The sequence below is a fragment of the Geodermatophilus sp. SYSU D01105 genome (assembly GCF_054050095.1).
Genome location: NZ_JBJGYR010000002.1, coordinates 122,788 through 141,909 on the forward strand (window position 1 = coordinate 122,788; position 19,122 = coordinate 141,909).

Genomic DNA, 19,122 nt, shown 5'->3' on the forward strand with positions numbered 1-19,122 from the left:
CCGCTTGGTGAGCGGCGCCCAGATCTTGGTGCGTCATGTGACCGGCCTGGGGCAGCTCGGCTACCTCGCCTACGGACCGCTCATCGCGCCCGATGCCGAGGACCCTGAAGCGCTGTCCGACGTCGTCCTCGACGCGCTGGGACGGGTGGGCCTGGAGCGGCTCCGCATGTTGTTCGTCCAACCACCCGAAGGCGCTGAAGACCTGTCCGCTGGCCTGCGTGGACGTGGATTCCGTCCCACGGAGGCGGGGATCGCACCGCGGTCGTCGGTCCGCCTGGATCTCGACGTCGACCTGACGCGACTCCGGCGTCGACTGAGCAGTCGACTCAAGATGAACCGATGGGGCCCCGGTGAGGTCCACGTACGCCGTACGACCGAAGACGACCTGCCCAAGCTCACCGATCTCTTGGCCGCGACCAGTCGGCACCAGGGCTTCGCTCCCTTCAGCGTCGGCTACCTGACCGCGATGTTCGACGAGCTCGCTCCCTCGGGCGATCTGGTCGGCTTCGTCGGTGAGGTGGCCGGCCGCCCGGTGGCCATGATGGTGCTCACCGGATGTGGGGGAGTGCTCAAGCGGCGCCTGGTCGGGTTCGACCGCTCAGAGGACGTCATGCGGCTCAACGTGCCCGCAGCCATCGACTGGACCGCACTCACCTGGGCCCAGGAGAACGGGTACCGATGGTACGACTTCGGTGGGCTGTCCCTGCCGGTGCTCCCGTTGGTGCTCTCGGGTACGAAGATCGACGTCAACGCCTTGTCCGGGGGTGACCGGTACAAGATGTCCTTCGGGGGACAGACCTATGCATACCCCACACCGATGGAGTTCATCCGTCCTGCGGCCCTGCGCTGGGCGTACGACCTGACTCAGGGAACGCCAGTCGGGGACGCCCTCCTCACTCGCGTACGAGCGCACCTGCGGACGGGAACGTGGGCAGGTCTTCGGTGAAAGGTGCCGAACTGATGCGGACCCCCGACGAGGACGCCCTGGTCACCCCCTCCTCCGGCGCCGCCGCGCCACCTCGGCCTCCAGCCGGGCGACCTCCGCCTCCAGCCCCCGGGCGCGGGCCCGGCGCAGCGCCCGCCGCACCCGCCGCGGCCGGGACAGCAGCGCCCACGTCACCCCGGTCAGCAACACCAGGCCGGTGAGCCAGCCCGCGATCTCCGGGTTGCCCCCGAGACCGGTCGCCTCCCACACCAGGTAGCCGACGACATAGCCCAGGACGACGACGAGCAACGCCGGCACCGCGAGGACGAAGACCGACACACCGGCCCTTCCCCGCGGGCGCCCCCTCCGGACGCAGCCCTCAGCGGGTGATGGTCGAGGCGTGCCCGTTCTGCCCCGCCTCGAGCCGCTCCCGCTGCGGGACGACGACGTACTTGGGGTCCTTCGTGCTGGCGATGCCCGCCTCGAACACCCCGAACCGGGTCAGCAGCGACCCCGCCGCCAGCAGCACGCCCGAGGCCACCGCGCCCGGCCGCCGCCGTCCGGCGACCACGGTCAGCGCGGCACCGGCCGCGGTGCACGCCTTCGCCGCCCGCATCAGGACTCCGGGCCGGCCCTCGTGGTAGGGCTCGCTGACGATCCCGTGGTCGTTCTCCACCCGGTGCGTCACGGCCAGCTCGACCACCGCCCCGGCGACGGCCATCTTGCGGGCCGGCCCGGCCTCGGCGACGGGGCTCAGCGCCATCGCGATGCCGCCGCCGGCCGCCATCCCGGAGGCCCCGAAGAGGTAGGGCAGCTGGGTGTGCGCCGCGTGCCAGGACGGGACGGCGGTGTTGGCCAGCAGCACCCCGGTGTAGGAGGCCAGCGGCCCGCCGAACAGCGCCGCGACCACGCCGCCGAAGCGCTTGAGCCGCGGGAACCAGCCGAGCAGCTCGACGGCCGCTGTCGCCCCGGCCGCCGCGCTGAACGGCGACAGGATGTAGGTGCCCACCGACAGTGGCGACGTCGGCTTGAGCACCCGGAGCATGTGCAGGAACCGCTCGGGCCGGCCGAGGTCGTGGATCAGGAAGACCACCGAGGCGATCGCCCCGCCACCCGAGACCAGCCGGGTGACCCGGGTCAGGTGCGGGCGGTCGGTGAGGTCGGCGATCGCGCCGAGGATCGACGACGACCCGGCGGCACCGCCGAGGAAGAGGTACAGCGGGACGTCGGGGCTCTTCCACACCGGTGTCTTGACGATCTGCCGGCCGTAGTACGAGGAGAACTCGGCCTCCTCGACCATCGGCACCTCGCCGCCGGGACGGCCGCCGCCCCGACGACGGCGTCGCTTGCCGTTCGCCGTGACGTCCGACCCGCCGGCCCGGCGCCAGCCGGCACCCGGCGTGGCGACCCCCTCGGTCACAGCTCCTCCTCCCTGGCGCTCGTCGGAGCTGTGCCGATCGGTGCTCTGCCTGTGCGTGACCTCGCGAGCTCGGTCACGTGTGCCTCCTCGAGCCGAGGACGGCCGACAGGGCCACGCCGACGATCATCGCCGCGGCGGCCCCCGCGGCCCTCCACATGGCGGGCAGGTCCCGCGTGGTCACCACCGGGTCCGGCGGCAGGCCGTAGACCTCCGGCTCGTCGAGCAGCAGGAAGAACGCCCCGTTGCCGCCGACGCCGTCGTCCTCGTCGCGCCCGTAGAGCCGGGCGGTCTCCACGCCCTGCGCCTTGAGCGTGGCCAGCCGCGCGTCGGCCCGGGCCTGCAGCTCGTCGAGGTTGCCGAACTGGATCGACTGGGTGGGGCACGCGGTGGCGCACGCCGGCTGCAGCCCGTCGGTCAGCCGGTCGTAGCACATGGTGCACTTGAAGACCCGGCCGTCACCCTTGCGCTGGTTGATGACGCCGTAGGGGCAGGACGCCACGCAGTAGCCGCAGCCGTTGCAGATGTCACCCTGGACGACGACCGTGCCGAACTCGGTGCGGAACAGCGCCCCGGTGGGGCAGACGTCCAGGCACCCGGCGTGCGTGCAGTGCTTGCAGACGTCGGAGCTCATCAGCCAGCGGATCTGCTTGTCGGTGCCCGACTGGCCGGTCTGCGGGTCGTACTCGGACAGCGCCTCGGCGTTGAGCACGCTGGCCTGCGCGTCGGCCAGGCTGTCCCCGGTCGCGTTGGACGGGGAGGGCCCCAGCCCCTGCCGGTCGTCGCCCGGCCGGCCGAACGTCGGCATCGGGAGGTCCACCGTGCGGCTCTGCTCGATGAACGCCACGTGCCGCCAGCTGTTGGCGCCCAGCTGCCCGGTGTTGTCGTAGGACATGCCCGACAGCCCGATGACGTCGCGCGTGCCGTGCGAGTCGTCCATCGGGAGGGAGTTCCACTCCTTGCACGCCACCTCGCAGGCCTTGCAGCCGATGCACACCGAGGTGTCGGTGAAGAAGCCCACCCGCGCCGGGTGGTCGTCCTCGTACCCGGCCTCGCCCTGGACGTCGGGCAGGGGCCCGAACAGGCGGTGCTCCGGGTCCCGCCCGGTGAAGGCCGGGCTCGCCGAGCTGATCGACGTCATGCCGGCCTCCTCTCGCTCATCCCGCCGTCCTCCCGCGCCGTGCCGCGTCCTCCCCCACCGTCTGCCACCGGGGAGGACGGGCCACGACCAGGTGGCCTGAACGTGGCCGCGGTCGCGCTCACTGCGTGGACCCCTCCCCGGCCTCGGCCGCGACCGGGTCGCGCCCGTTGAGGCCGACCCGTCCCGAGGCGACCCCGGCCCGCCGCCGGTACCCCTCCACGAACTCGATCAGCTCCGGGCCGCGCGGTCGGCGTCCGGGCCGGATGTCGGCGGTGCTGACCTTGTCCTCCTGGATGTGCGTGTTCGGGTCGAGCACGATGCCCAGCAGGTCGTTGGCCGAGTCGCCGGTGGAGATGCCGCTGTAGGACCAGTGGTAGGGCATCCCGATCTGGTGCACGACCGTGCCGTCCCGCAGCCGGATGGGCCGCATCCGCTCGGTGACCAGCACCTTGGCCTCGATCGCCGTCCGCGCGCTGACCAGCGTGGCGTACTCGCCGTTGGCCAGCCCCCGCAGCTGGGCCAGCTCCGGGCTTACCTCGACGAAGAACTCGGGCTGGAGCTCGGACAGGTAGGGCAGGGTGCGGCTCATCCCGCCGGCCGTGTGGTGCTCGGTCAGCCGGTAGGTGGTCACCTGGAACGGGAAGACCTCGCTGCGCGACGGGTTCTCCCGGTTCCACGGGCCCTCGATGCGCTCGATCGTGGGATTGGCCTGCTGCTTGTACAGGGCGTTCTCCACCACCGACTCGGCCGCCTCGTAGTGCGTCGGCAGCGGGCCGTCGACCAGCCCCGCCGGCGCGTACAGCCACGCCTTGCCGTCGCCCTGCATCACGAACGGGTCGGTGCCGGCGAGCGCGTCCTGCGCCTTGGCCCCCTCCAGGGGCACGTAGGACGGCGGCTTGTGCGCCTCGAAGTCGGGGACGTCCTGACCGACCCAGCGACCGGCGTCGGCGTCCCACCAGACGTACTTCTTCCGCTCGCTCCACGGCCGGCCCTCCGGGTCGGCCGAGGCCCGGTTGTAGAGCACCCGGCGGTTGTACGGCCAGGCCCAGCCCCACTCGGAGGCGGTGGGCCCCTGCTCGCGGCCGGGCTTGCGGCGGGCGGCCTGGTTCACCTCGTCGGCGTAGACGCCGGAGTAGATCCAGCATCCGCACGAGGTCGAGCCGTCGTCCTCGAGGTCCATGTACCCGGAGACGGCGCGGCCGTCCGGTCCCACCCCGTTGATCTCGCGCAGCACCGCCGCGGCGCTCGGGTCCTGCGTCTCCCCCTCGAGCGGGTAGTCCCAGGTCAGGTCGAGCAGCGGGCGGTCGCGGGGGTCGGTGGAGTCCTTCAGCCGCTGCCGCAGGATCCGGCCCAGGTGGAAGTAGAACCACAGGTCGCTGCGGGCGTCGTCCGGCGGCTCGACCGCCTTGTGCCGCCACTGGAGGACGCGCTCGGTCTGGGTGAACGTGCCCTCCTTCTCCGCGTGCGTGGCCGCGGGCATGAAGAAGACCTCGGTCGAGATGGAGTCCGGGGACAGTTCTCCCGTCTCGATCTCCGGGGACTCGTTCCAGAAGGTCGCCGACTCGATGAGCTGCAGGTCGCGGACGACCAGCCAGTCGAGGTTGGCCAGGCCGAAGCGGTTCATCCGGCCGTTGGGGTGGCCGACCGACGGGTTCTCCCCGACCAGGAAGTACCCGGAGACCTTCCCCTGGATCATGTCGGCGATCGTCCGGTAGGAGCTGTGGTCGCCGTCGATCTTGGGCAGGTGGTCGAAGCAGAAGTCGTTCTCCGGCTGCGCGGCGTCGCCGAACCAGGCCTTGAGCAGGTTGACCATGTAGGTCCGCTTGTTGCCCCAGAAGCCGGCCTTGCCGGCCGCGTCGGCGACGTACTCCTCCAGCGACTGGTGCTGGAGGGCGTGCGGCATGGGCAGGTAGCCCGGCAGCAGGTTGAACAGCGTCGGGACGTCGGTCGAGCCCTGGATGCTGGCGTGCCCGCGCAGCGCCATGATGCCGCCGCCGGGCCGGCCGATGTTGCCCAGCAGCAGCTGCAGGATCGACGCGGTCCGGATGTACTGCGCGCCGACGCTGTGCTGCGTCCAGCCCACCGAGTACACCCACGCCGTCGTCCGGTCGCGGCCGCTGTTCTCGGTGACCCACCGGGCGACCTGGAGGAACGCCTCGGGCTCGATGCCGCAGACCTCGGCGACCATCTCGGGCGTGTAGCGGGCGAAGTGCCGCTTGAGCACCTGGAAGACGCAGCGCGGGTGCTGCAGCGTCTCGTCCCGCTTGGGCTTGCTCGCGATCGGCGGGCCACCGCTGCCGGCGGCCTGCGCCCGGTCGGCCTTCTTGACGTCGGGGTGCTGCTCGGTGGCCTTCTGCTCCGCGGCCTCACCCGGGTCGTCCGAGGAGGCGTGCGGCGGGTCCTCCGGCTCGTACTGCCAACTGGTCTCGTCGTAGGTGCCCTTCTCCGGGTCGAACCCGGAGAACAGGCCGTCGAGCTCCTCGGCGTCGACGAACTCCTCGCCCACCAGCGCCGCGGCGTTGGTGTAGGCGACCACGTACTCCCTGAAGTACAGGTCGTTGTCGAGCACGTACTTGATCAGCCCGCCGAGGAACGCGATGTCGGTGCCGACGCGGATCGGCACGTGCAGGTCGGCGATCGCGCTGGTCCGGGTGAAGCGCGGGTCGATGTGCACGACCTTCGCGCCGCGCGCCTTGGCCTCGGACACCCACTGGAACCCCACCGGGTGGCACTCGGCCATGTTCGAGCCCTCGATGACGATGCAGTCGGCGTTCGCCAGGTCCTCGAGGGTGTTCGTGGCACCGCCACGTCCGAACGAGGTCCCCAGACCGGGGACCGTCGCAGAGTGCTATATGCGCGCCTGGTTCTCGATCTGGATCGCGCCCAGGGCGCTGTAGAGCTTCTTCATGAGGTAGTTCTCCTCGTTGTCGAGGGTCGCCCCTCCGAGGCTCGCTACTCCCATGGTCCGGTTGACGCGCTTGCCGTCGTTCTCGTCCTGCCAGCCCTTGCGGCGGGCCTCCAGGACGCGGTCGGCGATCATCTCCATCGCCGTGTCGAGGTCGAGGTCCTCCCACTCCGTCCCGTACGGACGGCGGTACCGGACCTTCGTGACCCGGGTCGGGCTGGTGACCAGCTGCTTGCTCGCGCTGCCCTTCGGGCACAGCCGGCCGCGGCTGATCGGCGAGTCCGGGTCGCCCTCGATCTGGACGATCTGCTCGTCCTTGACGAAGATCCGCTGCCCGCAGCCGACCGCGCAGTAGGGACAGACGCTCTGGACGACGCGGTCGGCGGTGGCCGTGCGGCTCACCACGTTCTCGGTCGCCTTGCTGCGCGCGGCCCTGCCGCGTCCCAGGGGGTCGGGGCCGGTCAGCTGCCGGAACACCGGCCACGCATCGAGCCAGGTCTTCACCCCCCGAACTCTGCCACCTCGTCGCGGATCCGGCGCATCGGGAGGCGCGACCGCGCAGGTCACGGGGGTTGCGCCGGTCGACCGCCAGCCCGGCGCGCGCCGCCACCTCCGGGTGAGCCTGCGCAGCACCCGCTGGAGTACGGCCGGACTCGTTCCGATGGAGGGAGGGTGACCCCCGTCCCCACTCCCGAGCGACCGACCGCCCCCGCGGCGTCCGGGCTGCTCGGCCTGCCGTCCGTGGGGACGGCCGCGCTGCTCGTGGGCGCGTCCTCGCTGCTGGGCGCCCCGTCGGCCGTGCAGCTCACCGCGGGCCTCGCCCTGGCCCTCACCGGGACGGCGCACCTGCTCGCCGGCGCCCGCGGCAGCGCCGCCCCCGCCGGCTGGCGCCGGTCCGCCGCGGCGGTCGCGACGACCGGCACGGGCGCGGCCCTCGCGCACCTGGCCCTGGGCTCCCCGGCGGGCGCCGTCATCGGCGCCGTCCCCGGGCTGCTCCTGGGCGTCGTCGCCCTCACGGCCCTGCGCGGCCGCATCCCCTGGCCCGCCGGACGCGCGCAGCTGGGGACCGCGGCGGTGCTCTTCGTCGTCGCCACGATGATCGGCGTCCACGTGGTGGTGCACCCGGCCACCACGGGCCCCGGCTCGCCGCCGTCGCTGGTCGTCGCCGGGCACGTGGTGCCGCTCGTGGTGGCCGGGACCGCCGCCGCGGCGCTGCTCCTGCGCGGCACCGTGGCCGCGTCCCGCCGGCGGGTGGCCGGCCTGCTGCTGGGGGCGCACGCCCTGGCCGGGGCGGCGACCGTGGTCTCCGTGCTGGGCTGGGCACCGGACGGCTCGGCGCTGACGCGCTGGGCCCTGCCGGCGGTCGGCGGGGCCGTCGTCCTGCTCTGCGCGGCCTGCCGGCTGGACACCCCCCGGCCCGAGACCGGGGACCCGCGGCTGCGGGTGACGTGCCTGACGGTGTCCCTGCTCCCGCACGCGCTGGTCGTCGTCGCCGGCACCACGCTGCTGCTGCGGCTGGGGTTCGCCGAGCACCTCGACGCCCTCGACGTGGCGATGGGCGTGGTCGGGCTGTTCGCCGTCCTGGCCCACCAGGTGGCCACGTGGCACACCCAGCGCCGGCTCACCACCGACCTGCTCCGCAGCGAGTCCTGCTTCCGCACCCTGGTGCGCGGCAGCGCCGACCCGGTCGTCATCCTCGACGACCGGCTCCGGGTCACCTTCGCCTCCCGCGCGATCACCGACCTGCTCGGCCGGACGCCGGACGACGTCGTCGGCCGGCCGATCGCCGAGGTCGTGCACCCCGACGACACCCCCGCGCTCTCCGCGGCCCTCACCGCGTCGGCGCCCGCGGCCGCACCCGCCGTCCGCACCGCGCGGATCCGGCACGCGGACGGCCGCTGGCGGCTCATCCAGGCCACGGTGAGCGACCTGCGCGCCGACCCCGACGTCGGGGCCCTGGTCCTCTACTGCCGGGACGTCACCGGGGCCGCGCCCGCGCCCGACGCCGACCTGTCCCTGCTGGAGCTCTCCGTGGCCGACCCGGCCACCGGGCTCCCCAACCGCTCGGCGCTGGTCCGCCGGCTGGCCGCGCTGCGGGCCGAGGGGGTCGGGCGTCCGCGGTCCCTGGCGCTGCTGGGTGTCACCGGCCTGGAGCGGCTCGCGCCCGAGGTGGCCGGGGCCGCCGTGCGGGACCTCGCCGGTCGCCTCACCCGCGTGCTGCGCGGCGAGGACTGGCTGGCCCGGGCCACGGGGGGCACCTTCGCCGTCGTCGCCCACGGGAGCATCGCCGACGCCGAGGTGCTCGCCGCCCGGCTGGTCGCGACGGTCGACGCGGCCGGTGCGGAGCTCGGGGCCGCGGCCGGCGTCACCGCCCTGTCCGACGACCTCGACCCGTGCGAGGCGCTGCGGCAGGCCGACCTGGCCCTGCGCGCGGCGGGGCCGGGCCGCGTGCACCGCTACGAGGACGCCGCCCGCCTGGAGCGCCAGCGCCGGGAGACACTGCGGGCCGACCTGGCCGGCGCTCTCGACCGGGGTGAGCTGCGCGTGGTCTTCCAGCCCGTCGTCGACGTCGTCCTCCACCGCACCGTGTCCGTCGAGGCGCTGCTCCGGTGGCGGCACCCGGTGTTCGGCGAGGTCCCGCCCGCCACGTTCGTGCCGCTGGCCGAGGAGTCGCCGCTCATCACCGGCCTGGGCCGCTGGGTGCTGACGCAGGCGTGCCGCCCCGTCGCCGCGCTGCCCGGCTCCGACGTGGCCGTCGCGGTCAACGTGTCGGCCCGCCAGGTGCGCAGCGGGTCCCTGGTGTCCGACGTCCTCGCGGCGCTGGAGTCCAGTGGGCTGCCGGCCGGCCGGCTGCTCATCGAGCTGACCGAGTCGATGCTGCTCGACGACGAGGCGGTGCTCGAGGACCTCGAGGTGCTGCGTCGGCTCGGCGTCCGCGTGGCCGTCGACGACTTCGGCTCCGGCTGGTCGTCACTGGCCTACCTGGTCGGGCTGCCCATCGACGTCCTCAAGATGGACCGGCAGTTCCTCGCCGGCGTGGAGCACGACCCGCAGCGGCAGGCGCTGTGCCGGTCGGTGCTGCACCTGGGCAGCAGCCTGGACCTGCCGGTCGTGGTGGAGGGTGTCACCACCGACGCGGAACTGGACCTGCTCCGTGACATGGGGCACCGCTACCTGCAGGGCTACGTACTCTCCCGCCCGCTCGAGGTGGAGCAGCTCGCGGCGGGGAACTGGCCCACCGGCAGGACGCCGGCCGTCAGCGGCTGACCGGTCGGCGCGGGGCGCGGCGGCCTGCCTCCCGCCGTGGAACCGGGCCGACGTTCGCGCTCGTGCCGCACGGGGCATGCGCGACCGGTGTTCTTCCTCTTCTCGAGCCGACTCGGTTGCCTCGGCTCGCTGCTGGTCTCTGCCGCGCTGACCCTGGTCCTGCTCCTCGTGTTCGACGTCCTGTGACCCGCGGGCCCGCGGGCACGGGTGCGGAGGACGGGAGCGGTCAGCAGCGCGACCGTCCACCGGCACGTCCGCGGGCGAGGTGAGCCGCGGTGACCGCGCGGCGGTCAGGGGTTCCCCGGAAGGGTAGATCCGGTGCCGGGATGTCACCGGCGAGGTCGATACTGGGCGGGTGGGGGACCTCGACCTGCACTTCCTCGGCCACTCGACGGTGCGCGTCGAGCTGGCCGGGCACTCCGTGCTGACCGATCCCCTGCTCACCGGCCGGGTCGGGCCGCTGCGACGGGTGGTCCCGCCGCCGGCGCCCGGGGTCTGGGCCGGCGTCGACCTGGTGCTGATCAGCCACCTGCACGGCGACCACCTGCACCTGCCGTCCCTGCGCCTGCTCGGGCCGGACGTGCGCATCGTCGTCCCCCGGGGTGCGGGGGCGTGGCTGCGCTCCCGCGGCTTCCGGCACGTCGTCGAGGTCCTGCCCGGCGAGTCGTTCGGCCACGGCGCGCTGCGGGTGACCGCCGTGCCCGCCGAGCACACCGGGCACCGCTGGGGCCCCCGGCTCACCCACGGCCCCGACACCACCGCGGTCGGCCACCTGGTCGAGGGGGGTGGGCGCACCGTCTACGTCAGCGGCGACACCGACCTGTTCGACGAGATGCACCTGCTCGGCGAGCGCGGCGTCGACGTCGCGCTGCTGCCGGTGTGGGGCTGGGGCCCGACCCTCGGGCCCGGTCACCTCGACCCGCAGGCCGCCGCCGAGGCCGCCGCGCGCCTGCGCCCGCGGGTCGCCGTCCCGGTGCACTGGGGCACGCTGACCGTCCCGGGCGGCACGGTGCTGCCGGGGCTGCGCGGCCGGGTGCGCCCGCTGCTGACCGAGCCGCCGCACGCGTTCGCCGCCGCCGTCGCCGCGCGCGGCCTGGACACGCACGTGGCCGTCACCCAGCCGGGCCGACCGGTGCTCCTGCCGGCCGCGCCGGGCGTCCCCGAGGTGGCGGCATGAGCGCGGGCGCGCTCGCCGCGGGCTGGACCGACGGGTCGATCGGCTACCCGGTCCTCTTCGGCGGCGTGCTGCTCGGCTCGATCGTGCCGGTGGTGCCGACCGGCGCCGTGGTGGGCGCGGGCGCCGCCTTCGCCATGACCGCCCACGAGCTCAACCTGCCCCTGGTGGTCGTCGTCGCCACCCTCGCGGCCTGGACCGGGGACGTGGTCACCTTCGCCATCTGCCGGTTCGGCGGCCCGGCCGCCGTGCGCTGGGTGGCCCGCGGTCAGCACGCCGACCGGATCGAGGAGGTCCGCGAGCAGTTCCGCCGGCACGGCTGGCAGATCATCGTCGTCGGGCGGTTGCTGCCCGCCGGGCGGATCCCGGTGCTGCTGGCCGCGGGCGCGCTGGCCTACCCCTGGCGGCGGCTGCTGCCCGCCTCGCTGCTGGCCGCGGCCCTGTGGGCGCTGGCCTACGCCCTGCTCGGCGTGGTCAGCGGCGGCATCTTCGACTCCCCGCTGACCGCCGTCCTGCTGGCCACCGTGCTGGTGCTCGTCGTCGGCGCGGTGCTCAACCTGGTGGGCTCGCGGCGCAGGAGGGTGCCCGAGCCCGACCGCGAGCCCGACCCCTCCCCCTGCGGCCCGGCATGAGCTCACCCGCCGGACCCGGCCGGGTCCTGCAGCGCGGCCGGACGACGGCCCGCGTGCTGCTCACGTGGGCGGCGACCACCGCCGCCCTGGTGGCCCTCGACGCCTGGCTCGAGGACTTCTCGATGGCCGGGTGGTGGCAGCCGCCGGTGATCGCGCTGCTCCTGGGCGCGCTGACCGCCCTGGTGTGGCCGCTGGTCATGCGGGTGGCCCTGCCGCTGGCCTTCTTCACCCTGGGGCTGGGCAGCTTCCTGCTGCTGGGTGCCGCGGTGCTGGGGCTGTCGTTCCTGATCCCCGGGGTGGTCATCGAGGACCTGCCCACCGGCGTCGTCGTCGGCGTCGGCATGGCCGCCGTCTCCGGCCTGGTCAGCAGCGTGCTGGCCATCGACGAGGACGAGCTGTTCTTCCGCCGTGCGCGCCGCCGGGCAGGGGGGACGCCCGACGGCGAGCAGCGGCCGCCGGGCGTGCTGTTCCTGCAGATCGACGCGCTGTCCTCCGACACCGCGCGGCGCGCCGTCCGTGACGGGTCGATGCCCAACCTCGCCGCCTGGCTGCGCGCCGGCAGCCACACGATGACCTCCTGGCACACCGACTGGAGCTCGCAGACCGGCGCCTCGGTGATGGGCATCCTGCACGGCTCCAACGCCGACATCCCCGGGTTCCGCTGGTACGACAAGGAGCGCGACCGGATCGTCCGCGTCTCCTCCCCGGTCGACGCCGCCGAGCTCGAGCGCGCGCACTCCGACGGCCGCGGCCTGCTCTCCGGCGGGGGCGCCAGCCGCGGCAACCTGTTCACCGGCGACGCGACGCACGTCAGCCTCACGATGAGCTCGCTCTCCCACGTCGTCCCGGCGTCGAGCCGGCGGGCCCGCCAGGCGCGGGAGCGGGTCGGCTCCGGTTACTACGCGTACTTCGCCAACCCGGTGAACGCCCTGCGCACGATCGCCGTCTCGGCCGTCGACATCCACCGCGAGCTGCTCGCGGCGGCCCGGGAGCGGCGCGCCGACGTCCGGCCGCGGGTGTCGCGCGGCGGCTTCTACCCGCTGGCCCGGCCGGGGACGACGGTCATCGCGCGGGACGTCGTCGTCTTCGCCCTGCTCGAGGACATGATGGCCGGCCGCCCGGTGGCCTACGCGGACTTCCTCGGCTACGACGAGGCTGCGCACCACGCCGGGCTCGAGCGGGCCGACAGCCTCGCGGTGCTGCGCAGCATCGACCAGCAGATCGGCCGGCTGCACCGCGCGGCCCAGCTCGCGCCGCGGGAGTACCACCTGGTCTGCCTCTCCGACCACGGACAGACCCAGGGCGAGGCGTTCGTCAGCCGGTTCGGGGAGTCGATCGAGGAGCTGGTCGGCCGGCTCTCCGGCGGCGGGGACCTGGCCGAGCCGCACCAGACCGGCCCGCGCGACAGCCGCCGGCTCACCGAGAGCTGGCAGCTCGGCGCCGCGCTCGCCGAGGGCGGCGTCATCGCCCGCCGGCTGCGGGAGCGGGTGGAGCGCGCCGAGGGCGTGCCGCACTCGCACGAGCTGACCGCCGACCGGGAGGGCTCCGGGCCGCGGGTGGCGCCGGGCGTGGTCGTCGCCGTCTCCGGCCACACCGCGATGGTGTCCTTCGCCGACATCCCGGGCCGGGTCTCGCTGGAGGAGATCGAGCGGCACTGGCCCCGGCTGCTGCCGGGCCTGGTCGACCACGACGGCGTGGGTTTCGTGCTGGTGCACTCGGAGGAGTACGGGCCGGTGGTCCTCGGCCGCGACGGGCTGCACCGCCTGGCCACGGGGACGGTGCTCGGCGAGGACCCCCTCGCGCCCTACGGCGAGCACGCCCCGGCGCTGGTGGCCCGTGCGTCGACGTTCCCGCACTGCGCCGACCTGGTCGTCAACAGCCGCTACGACCCCGACACAGACGAGGCCTCGGCGTTCGAGCCGCACGTCGGCTCGCACGGCGGCCTGGGCGGCCCTCAGCAGCACGCATTCCTGCTCCACCCGCGGTCGTTCCGTGCGCCCGGCGAGATCGTCGGCGCCGAGGCGCTGCACCGGGTCCTGCGCGGCTGGCTCACCGACCTCGGTCACCCCGAGCCGACCGGTGAGGGTGCGACCGTCGGCCCGCTGAGCGCGACCGCGCTGAAGGAGTCCGGCGTGGGGGTGTGACCGGCGGCAGGACGCCCGGTGACGGTCACGTGAACTCGCTCGCGCCTGCTGGCGCCGGTCCGAGATCGTCCCGGATGGTGAGCAGATGCGACCCGATGCGCGCGCCTGGTTCGAGCACCGGACCTCCTCCACCCCCTCGCTGGACGCCCTCGACCTCGACGCCCTGCTCCGAGCCAAGCGCCGGGGCCAGCACCGGGTCAGCGTCGTCCTGCCGGCCCGCGACGAGCAGGACACGGTCGGCGGTCTGGTCGCGGGCATCCGCGAGCACTGGGTGCTGCGGACGCCGCTGGTCGACGAGCTGCTCGTCGTCGACTCCGACTCCACCGACGCCACCGCGCAGGTGGCCCGCGCCGCCGGTGCCGACGTCGTCTCCACCGCGGAGGTGCTCCCCGCCCACGGCTCCCGCCCGGGCAAGGGGGAGGCGCTGTGGAAGTCGCTGGCCGCCACCACCGGCGACCTCGTCGTCTTCCTCGACTCCGACCTGCTCGGCGACGTCACCCACTACGTCCCCGGCCTGCTCGCGCCGCTGCTCACCGAGCCGCAGGTCGACTACGTGAAGGGCTGCTACACCCGGCCGCTGCAGGTCGACGGCGTGAGCGTCCCCGCCGGCGGGGGGCGGGTCACCGAGCTGACCGCCCGTCCGCTGCTCAACGCGCTGTGGCCGGAGCTGGCCGGTTTCGTGCAGCCGCTGGGCGGCGAGTACGCCGGCCGGCGCACCGCGCTCGAGCGGGTGCCGTTCGTGTCCGGCTACGGCGTCGAGGTCGGCCTGCTCGTCGACCTGCTGCGGCTGACCGGACTCGGCGGCCTGGCCCAGGTCGACCTCGGCGTCCGGCGGCACAGCTCGCAGAGCCAGGAGGCGCTGGGCCGCATGGCCGGGCAGGTGGTGTCGGCCGTGCTGTCCCGGGCGGGGGCCGCGCTGCAGGCCGAGGCCGGCGGGCTGCTCACCCAGTTCCGCCACGACGGCCTGGGGTTCGTGCCGCAGAGCACCCCGGTCACCGTCGACGAGCGGCCGCCGATGATCACCGTGCCGGAGTACCGCGCCCTGCGCGCCGACGAGGTCGGCTGAGGCGAGCGGGAGCACCCCGGCGAGCGAGGACGGGCGCGCCGAGGACACGCCCGAGCGCGGAATCTGCACGGCGGCCCCTGTGCGCGAGCCCGCTCACCCGGCATCCTGGCGCGACGGGGGGTCCCGTGCCGACAACGGGGTCGGCACCTGACCAGGGGAGACGCGTGCGCCCTGACGTCCGGCGCTGGCTGCGCCACCGCACCTTCACCGCCGACACCTGGGAGGCCGCCGAGCTGGTCGTCGAGAAGCAGGAGTGGGGGACGACGGTCAGCGTCGTCCTCCCCGCGCTCGACGAGGAACGCACGGTGGGTCAGATCGTCGGCGCCATCCGCGAGGCCCTGGTGGACCGATGTCCCCTCGTGGACGAGCTCGTCGTCGTCGACAGCGGCTCGACCGACCGGACGGCGGAGGTGGCGGCCGCCGCCGGGGCCCGCGTCGTCCACGTCGACACGGTCCTGCCCGCCCACGGCAGCCGTCCCGGCAAGGGCGAGGCGCTGTGGAAGTCCCTGCACGCGACCACCGGCGACCTGGTCGTCTTCATCGACGCCGACCTGATCGGCTTCTCCCCGCACTTCGTCGTCGGGCTGCTCGGCCCGCTGCTCACCGACCCCACCATCGGGTACGTCAAGGCCCTCTACGACCGCCCGCTGACCACCACCGACGGGATCGTGCCCTCCGGCGGTGGCCGGGTCACCGAGCTGGTCGCCCGGCCACTGCTCAACGCCTTCTGGCCGGAGCTGTCCGGTTTCGTGCAACCGCTCTCCGGTGAGTACGCCGGCCGCCGGCGGCTGCTCGAGCAGGTGCCGTTCGTCTCCGGCTACGGCGTCGAGTTCGGCCTGCTCGTGGACCTGCTGCGACAGACCGGCCTCGACGCCCTGGCGCAGGTCGACCTCGGCACCCGGCAGCACACGCACCAGGCCGACGCCGCGCTGGGCCGGATGGCGGGGCAGATCCTGCAGACCGCCCTCGCGCGGCGGCCCGGCGCCGGCCCGCGGGGCGGGGAGCTGTTGCAGTTCCTGCGCACCGCCGACGGCCTGGAGGGCGTCAGCTGGGACGTCACGGTCGTCGAGCGGCCGCCGATGCGCTCGGTGCGGACGGCGCAGGGCACGTCGGAGCCGGGCGCATGACGAGAGGGCCCATGAAGATCCTGATGGACGCCGGGCCGTGGCTGCCCGTGCCGCCCCCGGGCTACGGGGGCCTGGAGAACGTCGTGGCCACGCTGACCGCCGAGCTGCGCGCCCGCGGGCACACCGTCGTCCTGGCCTCGGTCGGCGACTCCACGCTGCCGGTCGACGGCCTGGTCAGTGCCTTCCCGACCGGCCGGTTCGAGCTCCTGGGCGGGCCCTATCCGCAGGTGGTGGGGACGGCGCACGCGCACGAGCACGTGGTCCAGGCGACCATCGCGGAGCACGCGCTGACCGGCCAGCCCTTCGACCTCGTGCACACCCACGTCGAGGTGGTCGGCCCGGCGATGCTCGGCAGCCTGGGGGACGCCGCTCCCCCGGTGCTGGCCACGCTGCACTGGGACCTGCACCGCAACGCCGAGTTCTGGGCGAGCTTCGACGGCCGGGGACGGGTGTTCTTCGCCGGCGTCTCCGACAGCCAGGTGGCGCGGGCCCCGAAGCGGCTCCGGGAGCAGGTCCTGGGGGCGGTGCCGCTCGCCGTACCGATCGACGACGTGCCCCCGGTCCCGCGCTCGGAGCGGCGGGAGTCGGTGCTGGTGCTGTCCCGGCTGTGCGAGTCCAAGGGCATAGACACCGCGCTGCGGGCCTGCCGGGCGGCGGGGGTGCCCCTGGTGCTCGCCGGTCCGGTCGGCGGGCTGCCCGACCGGGACGCGCTGGCCGCGGCCCTGGCCACCCCCGGCCACCCGGCCCGCTCCCACCCCGACGTCGCGTGGTTCCTCGAGCACGTCGACCCGCACCTGGACGGCGTCTCCGCGCGCTGGATCGGCAGCGTGGGCGGGGACCAGAAGGCCGAGCTGCTGCGCACGTCCCGGGCGGTGCTGTTCCCGATCCGCTGGGAGGAACCCGGAGGCACCGCCGTGTGCGAGGCCCTGGCCGCCGGCACCCCGGTCGTCGCCATGGCCCGCGGCTGCCTGCCCTCCCTGGTGGAGGACGGCTCCACCGGGTTCCTGGCGACCGACGAGGACGGCTTCACCGCCGCGCTGGGGCGGCTCGACGAGATCGACCCCGAGCTGTGCGCCGCGGAGGCCCGCCGCCGGTTCGCCCCGGCGGTGATGGCCGACGGCTACGAGCGGCTCTACGCCCGGGCGCGGGAGCGGGCGCGGTCCTCGTTGCCCCGGCCGCGGATCCGGCCGGCGGGCCAGGACGCCGTCGTGGGTTAGACCCCCGTCACCTGCACGGCGCCGCCGCTGCGCGCGGACTCCGCGATCGCCACCGCCACCCGGTGGGTCCGCAGCGCCTCGGCGTAGTCGACCAGCGCCCCGGACGGCGGCCCCCCCGCGAGCAGGTCGACGAAGGCCCGGTCCACGGCGGTGCGGGCGTCGACGGACGGCTCGGTGCGCTCGGAGCCCGCAGCTGTGGTGACGGTCAGCGACGTCTCGGTGAGCTCGACGGCCGCGCCGTCGCACACGACGTCCAGGCCGGCGCGGACCTTGGCCGGCAGCGAGCAGGCGGCGGTCACCGTGCCCACCGCGCCCGAGGCGAAGGTCAGCAGCGCCGCCGTGGCGTCGTCGACGTCCCGCCCGGCGGCGCTGGAGGGCGCCGCGGCCGCGCGGACCTCGACCACCTCACCCGCCAGCAACCGGGCCAGGTCGAGCACGTGGGTGAGCTGCTCGACCACCTGCCCGCCGGAGGTCTCCGACCGGGCCCACCACGCCGGGGGCGGGACCTTGTCCAGCCACGTGGCGTCCACCAGCCGGGGCCGGTGGGCGGCGCAGACGGCGCGGGCGGCGGCCACGGTGTCCAGGTGCCGCCAGTGGTAGCCGGTCGCGGTCGGCAGCCCGGCGGCGGCGACCGCGGCGGCCACCTCCTCGGCGACCGGCAGCCCGGTGGCCAGCGGCTTCTCGACGAGGAACGGCGTCCCGGCGCGGACGGCGGCCAGCTCCAGCTCACCGTGGGCGAAGGGCGGCACGCACAGCCACACCCCGTCGAGGGACTGCGCCAGCAACGCCGGGACGTCGTCCACGACCGGCACGCCGAGGTCCGCGGCCAGCGCCGCGGCGGCACCGGGGACCACGTCGGTGACGCCGACGAACTCGACGTCGGGGAAACCCGCCAGCGTGCGGGCGTGCCGTGCACCGACTCCCCCGGCTCCGACCAGCCCGACCCGCACCGTTCCCATGACCGGCCTCTGCCCACCCGGGCCGCCCGGGAACCGCGCCACGGCGCGAGGTGCGACAGGATCGACCGGCGCCCTCCCCCGGCCCGCGTCGCCCCGCCGCCCGCCGCCCGCCGCCCGCCGCCCCGGCTGCGGCTCGGTCCTGGCGGCGTCGCCCGGGGACCGCGCGTCGCCGACGGCCGCCTGCACGCGGCTGTTCGAGGAGACCCTGCGCGGGCTCCGCGAGGAGGCGGCGGCCGATCCGCGGGCCGCGTCGACCGTCGCCCTCGCCGACGACGCCTACGCCGTCCAGCACCCGGTCTGGCACACCACCATCGCCGACGTCGCCGCCGACCTCGACGTCATCGACCTGGCCGTGCTGGTGACGGTGTGGGCACGCGCCGTCCTCGGCGACGCCACGCGGACGGGCTCCGACTCCCGAGCCGCGGTGCCGGAGATCATCTACGGACAGTTGCTAGCTGATACCGTGAGTGAGCACACGGACCGGCGCGCGCGGAAGAAGGCGCAGACCCGGGCGCTCATCCGCGACACCGCCCGCCGGCTGTTCACCGAGCGCGGCTTCGAGGCGGTCACCATCGCCGACATCGCCGGCGCCGCGGACGTCGCCGTCCAGACGGTCTTCAACCACTTCGCCAGCAAGGAGGACCTCTTCTTCGACGGGCGCGCCCCGTGGGTGGAGGGGCCGGCGGAGGCCGTGCGCACGCGCCCCGAGGGCGTGTCCCCGCTCGACGCGCTGCACGGGTACCTCACCTCCCGCGTGGGCCTGCAGGTCCACACGCTCGGCACGCCGGAGGGTCGGGAGTACGTCGCCACCGTCGAGGCCTCCCCGGCTCTGTGCGCCCGCGAGCGGGAGCTGCACCACGCGTCGACCGCCCTGCTCGCGGAGGCGCTGCTCGAGGCGTGGGAGCGGGAGGGCACCGCGCCGACCCTGCCCAGCGACCCCCAGACGGCGGCCTCGGTGACCGCAGCGGTCTGGCTGGCCGCCGTCCGGACGCTCATCTACGAGCAGCGCCGGGGACGGGAACAGGGGATGGCCACCGGGGACCCGGTGCAGGGCGCCGCGTTCGCGTGCTCCGAGGCCGACCACGTCCTGTCCGGCCTGACCGCGATGACCGGGGCTCCCCGGCTGCGTCGCACCGGCTGACCGGCGC

13 protein-coding genes and 1 pseudogene are annotated in these 19,122 nt (G+C 74.8%); 9 read left to right on the plus strand and 5 right to left on the minus strand.

All coding sequences use genetic code 11. The annotated features are described in order from the left end of the window. Window positions 1–7 precede the first annotated feature (7 nt). The gene (locus ACI79I_RS02170; RefSeq protein ID WP_456990596.1) at window positions 8–946 is read left to right on the plus strand and encodes a GNAT family N-acetyltransferase; all 939 of its coding nucleotides are present in this window, start codon (window positions 8–10) and stop codon (window positions 944–946) included. Between the two features lie 42 nt (window positions 947–988). Here the strand turns inward: ACI79I_RS02170 and ACI79I_RS02175 are convergent, their stop codons facing one another. The 4 genes and pseudogenes from ACI79I_RS02175 to fdh all read right to left on the minus strand — a co-directional run bounded on the left by ACI79I_RS02175 (window position 989) and on the right by fdh (window position 6,892). Then, on the minus strand, window positions 989–1,264 hold the full coding sequence (locus ACI79I_RS02175) for a hypothetical protein (RefSeq protein ID WP_456990598.1): 276 nt from the start codon (window positions 1,262–1,264) through the stop codon (window positions 989–991). 40 nt (window positions 1,265–1,304) lie between these two features. Further along, window positions 1,305–2,345, minus strand: coding sequence for an NrfD/PsrC family molybdoenzyme membrane anchor subunit (gene nrfD, locus ACI79I_RS02180; RefSeq protein WP_456990600.1), 1,041 nt, complete (start codon window positions 2,343–2,345; stop codon window positions 1,305–1,307). A gap of 73 nt (window positions 2,346–2,418) precedes the next feature. After that, a complete protein-coding gene (locus ACI79I_RS02185) occupies window positions 2,419–3,483 on the minus strand; it encodes a 4Fe-4S dicluster domain-containing protein (protein ID WP_456990602.1) in 1,065 nt (354 codons plus the stop codon). A gap of 118 nt (window positions 3,484–3,601) precedes the next feature. Continuing rightward, window positions 3,602–6,892, minus strand: a pseudogene (gene fdh / locus ACI79I_RS02190) (formate dehydrogenase). A gap of 168 nt (window positions 6,893–7,060) precedes the next feature. Between fdh and ACI79I_RS02195 the strand changes: the two are divergent. The 7 genes from ACI79I_RS02195 (at window position 7,061) to ACI79I_RS02225 (ending at window position 17,015) form a co-directional block, all read left to right on the plus strand. Then, window positions 7,061–9,655, plus strand: a complete 2,595-nt coding sequence (locus ACI79I_RS02195; protein WP_456990604.1) for a putative bifunctional diguanylate cyclase/phosphodiesterase — start codon at window positions 7,061–7,063, stop codon at window positions 9,653–9,655. Between the two features lie 355 nt (window positions 9,656–10,010). Then, entirely contained in the window at window positions 10,011–10,832 is an 822-nt protein-coding gene (locus tag ACI79I_RS02200; protein WP_456990606.1) for an MBL fold metallo-hydrolase, read from the plus strand. Beyond that, entirely contained in the window at window positions 10,829–11,461 is a 633-nt protein-coding gene (locus ACI79I_RS02205) for a DedA family protein (RefSeq protein ID WP_456990608.1), read from the plus strand. Before ACI79I_RS02200 ends, ACI79I_RS02205 begins: the two co-directional genes overlap by 4 nt. Beyond that, window positions 11,458–13,605, plus strand: coding sequence for a phage holin family protein (locus tag ACI79I_RS02210; protein ID WP_456990610.1), 2,148 nt, complete (start codon window positions 11,458–11,460; stop codon window positions 13,603–13,605). The genes ACI79I_RS02205 and ACI79I_RS02210 overlap by 4 nt, the downstream gene beginning before the upstream one ends. 85 nt (window positions 13,606–13,690) lie before the next feature. Further along, window positions 13,691–14,671 carry a glucosyl-3-phosphoglycerate synthase gene (locus tag ACI79I_RS02215; RefSeq protein ID WP_456990612.1) on the plus strand — a complete coding sequence of 327 codons (981 nt, stop codon included), beginning with the start codon at window positions 13,691–13,693 and terminating at the stop codon, window positions 14,669–14,671. Between the two features lie 164 nt (window positions 14,672–14,835). After that, complete coding sequence (locus tag ACI79I_RS02220; RefSeq protein ID WP_456990614.1) at window positions 14,836–15,798, plus strand: glucosyl-3-phosphoglycerate synthase; 963 nt, start codon at window positions 14,836–14,838, stop codon at window positions 15,796–15,798. Between the two features lie 11 nt (window positions 15,799–15,809). Next, on the plus strand, window positions 15,810–17,015 hold the full coding sequence (locus ACI79I_RS02225) for a glycosyltransferase (protein ID WP_456990616.1): 1,206 nt from the start codon (window positions 15,810–15,812) through the stop codon (window positions 17,013–17,015). Here ACI79I_RS02225 and ACI79I_RS02230 read toward each other — a convergent pair. After that, window positions 17,012–17,974 carry a Gfo/Idh/MocA family protein gene (locus ACI79I_RS02230; protein ID WP_456990618.1) on the minus strand — a complete coding sequence of 321 codons (963 nt, stop codon included), beginning with the start codon at window positions 17,972–17,974 and terminating at the stop codon, window positions 17,012–17,014. The two genes, ACI79I_RS02225 and ACI79I_RS02230, sit on opposite strands and share 4 nt — an antisense overlap. Between ACI79I_RS02230 and ACI79I_RS02235 the strand changes: the two genes are divergently transcribed. After that, a complete protein-coding gene (locus ACI79I_RS02235; RefSeq protein ID WP_456990620.1) occupies window positions 17,973–19,115 on the plus strand; it encodes a TetR family transcriptional regulator in 1,143 nt (380 codons plus the stop codon). The two genes, ACI79I_RS02230 and ACI79I_RS02235, sit on opposite strands and share 2 nt — an antisense overlap. The last annotated feature ends 7 nt before the right edge of the window (window positions 19,116–19,122 follow it).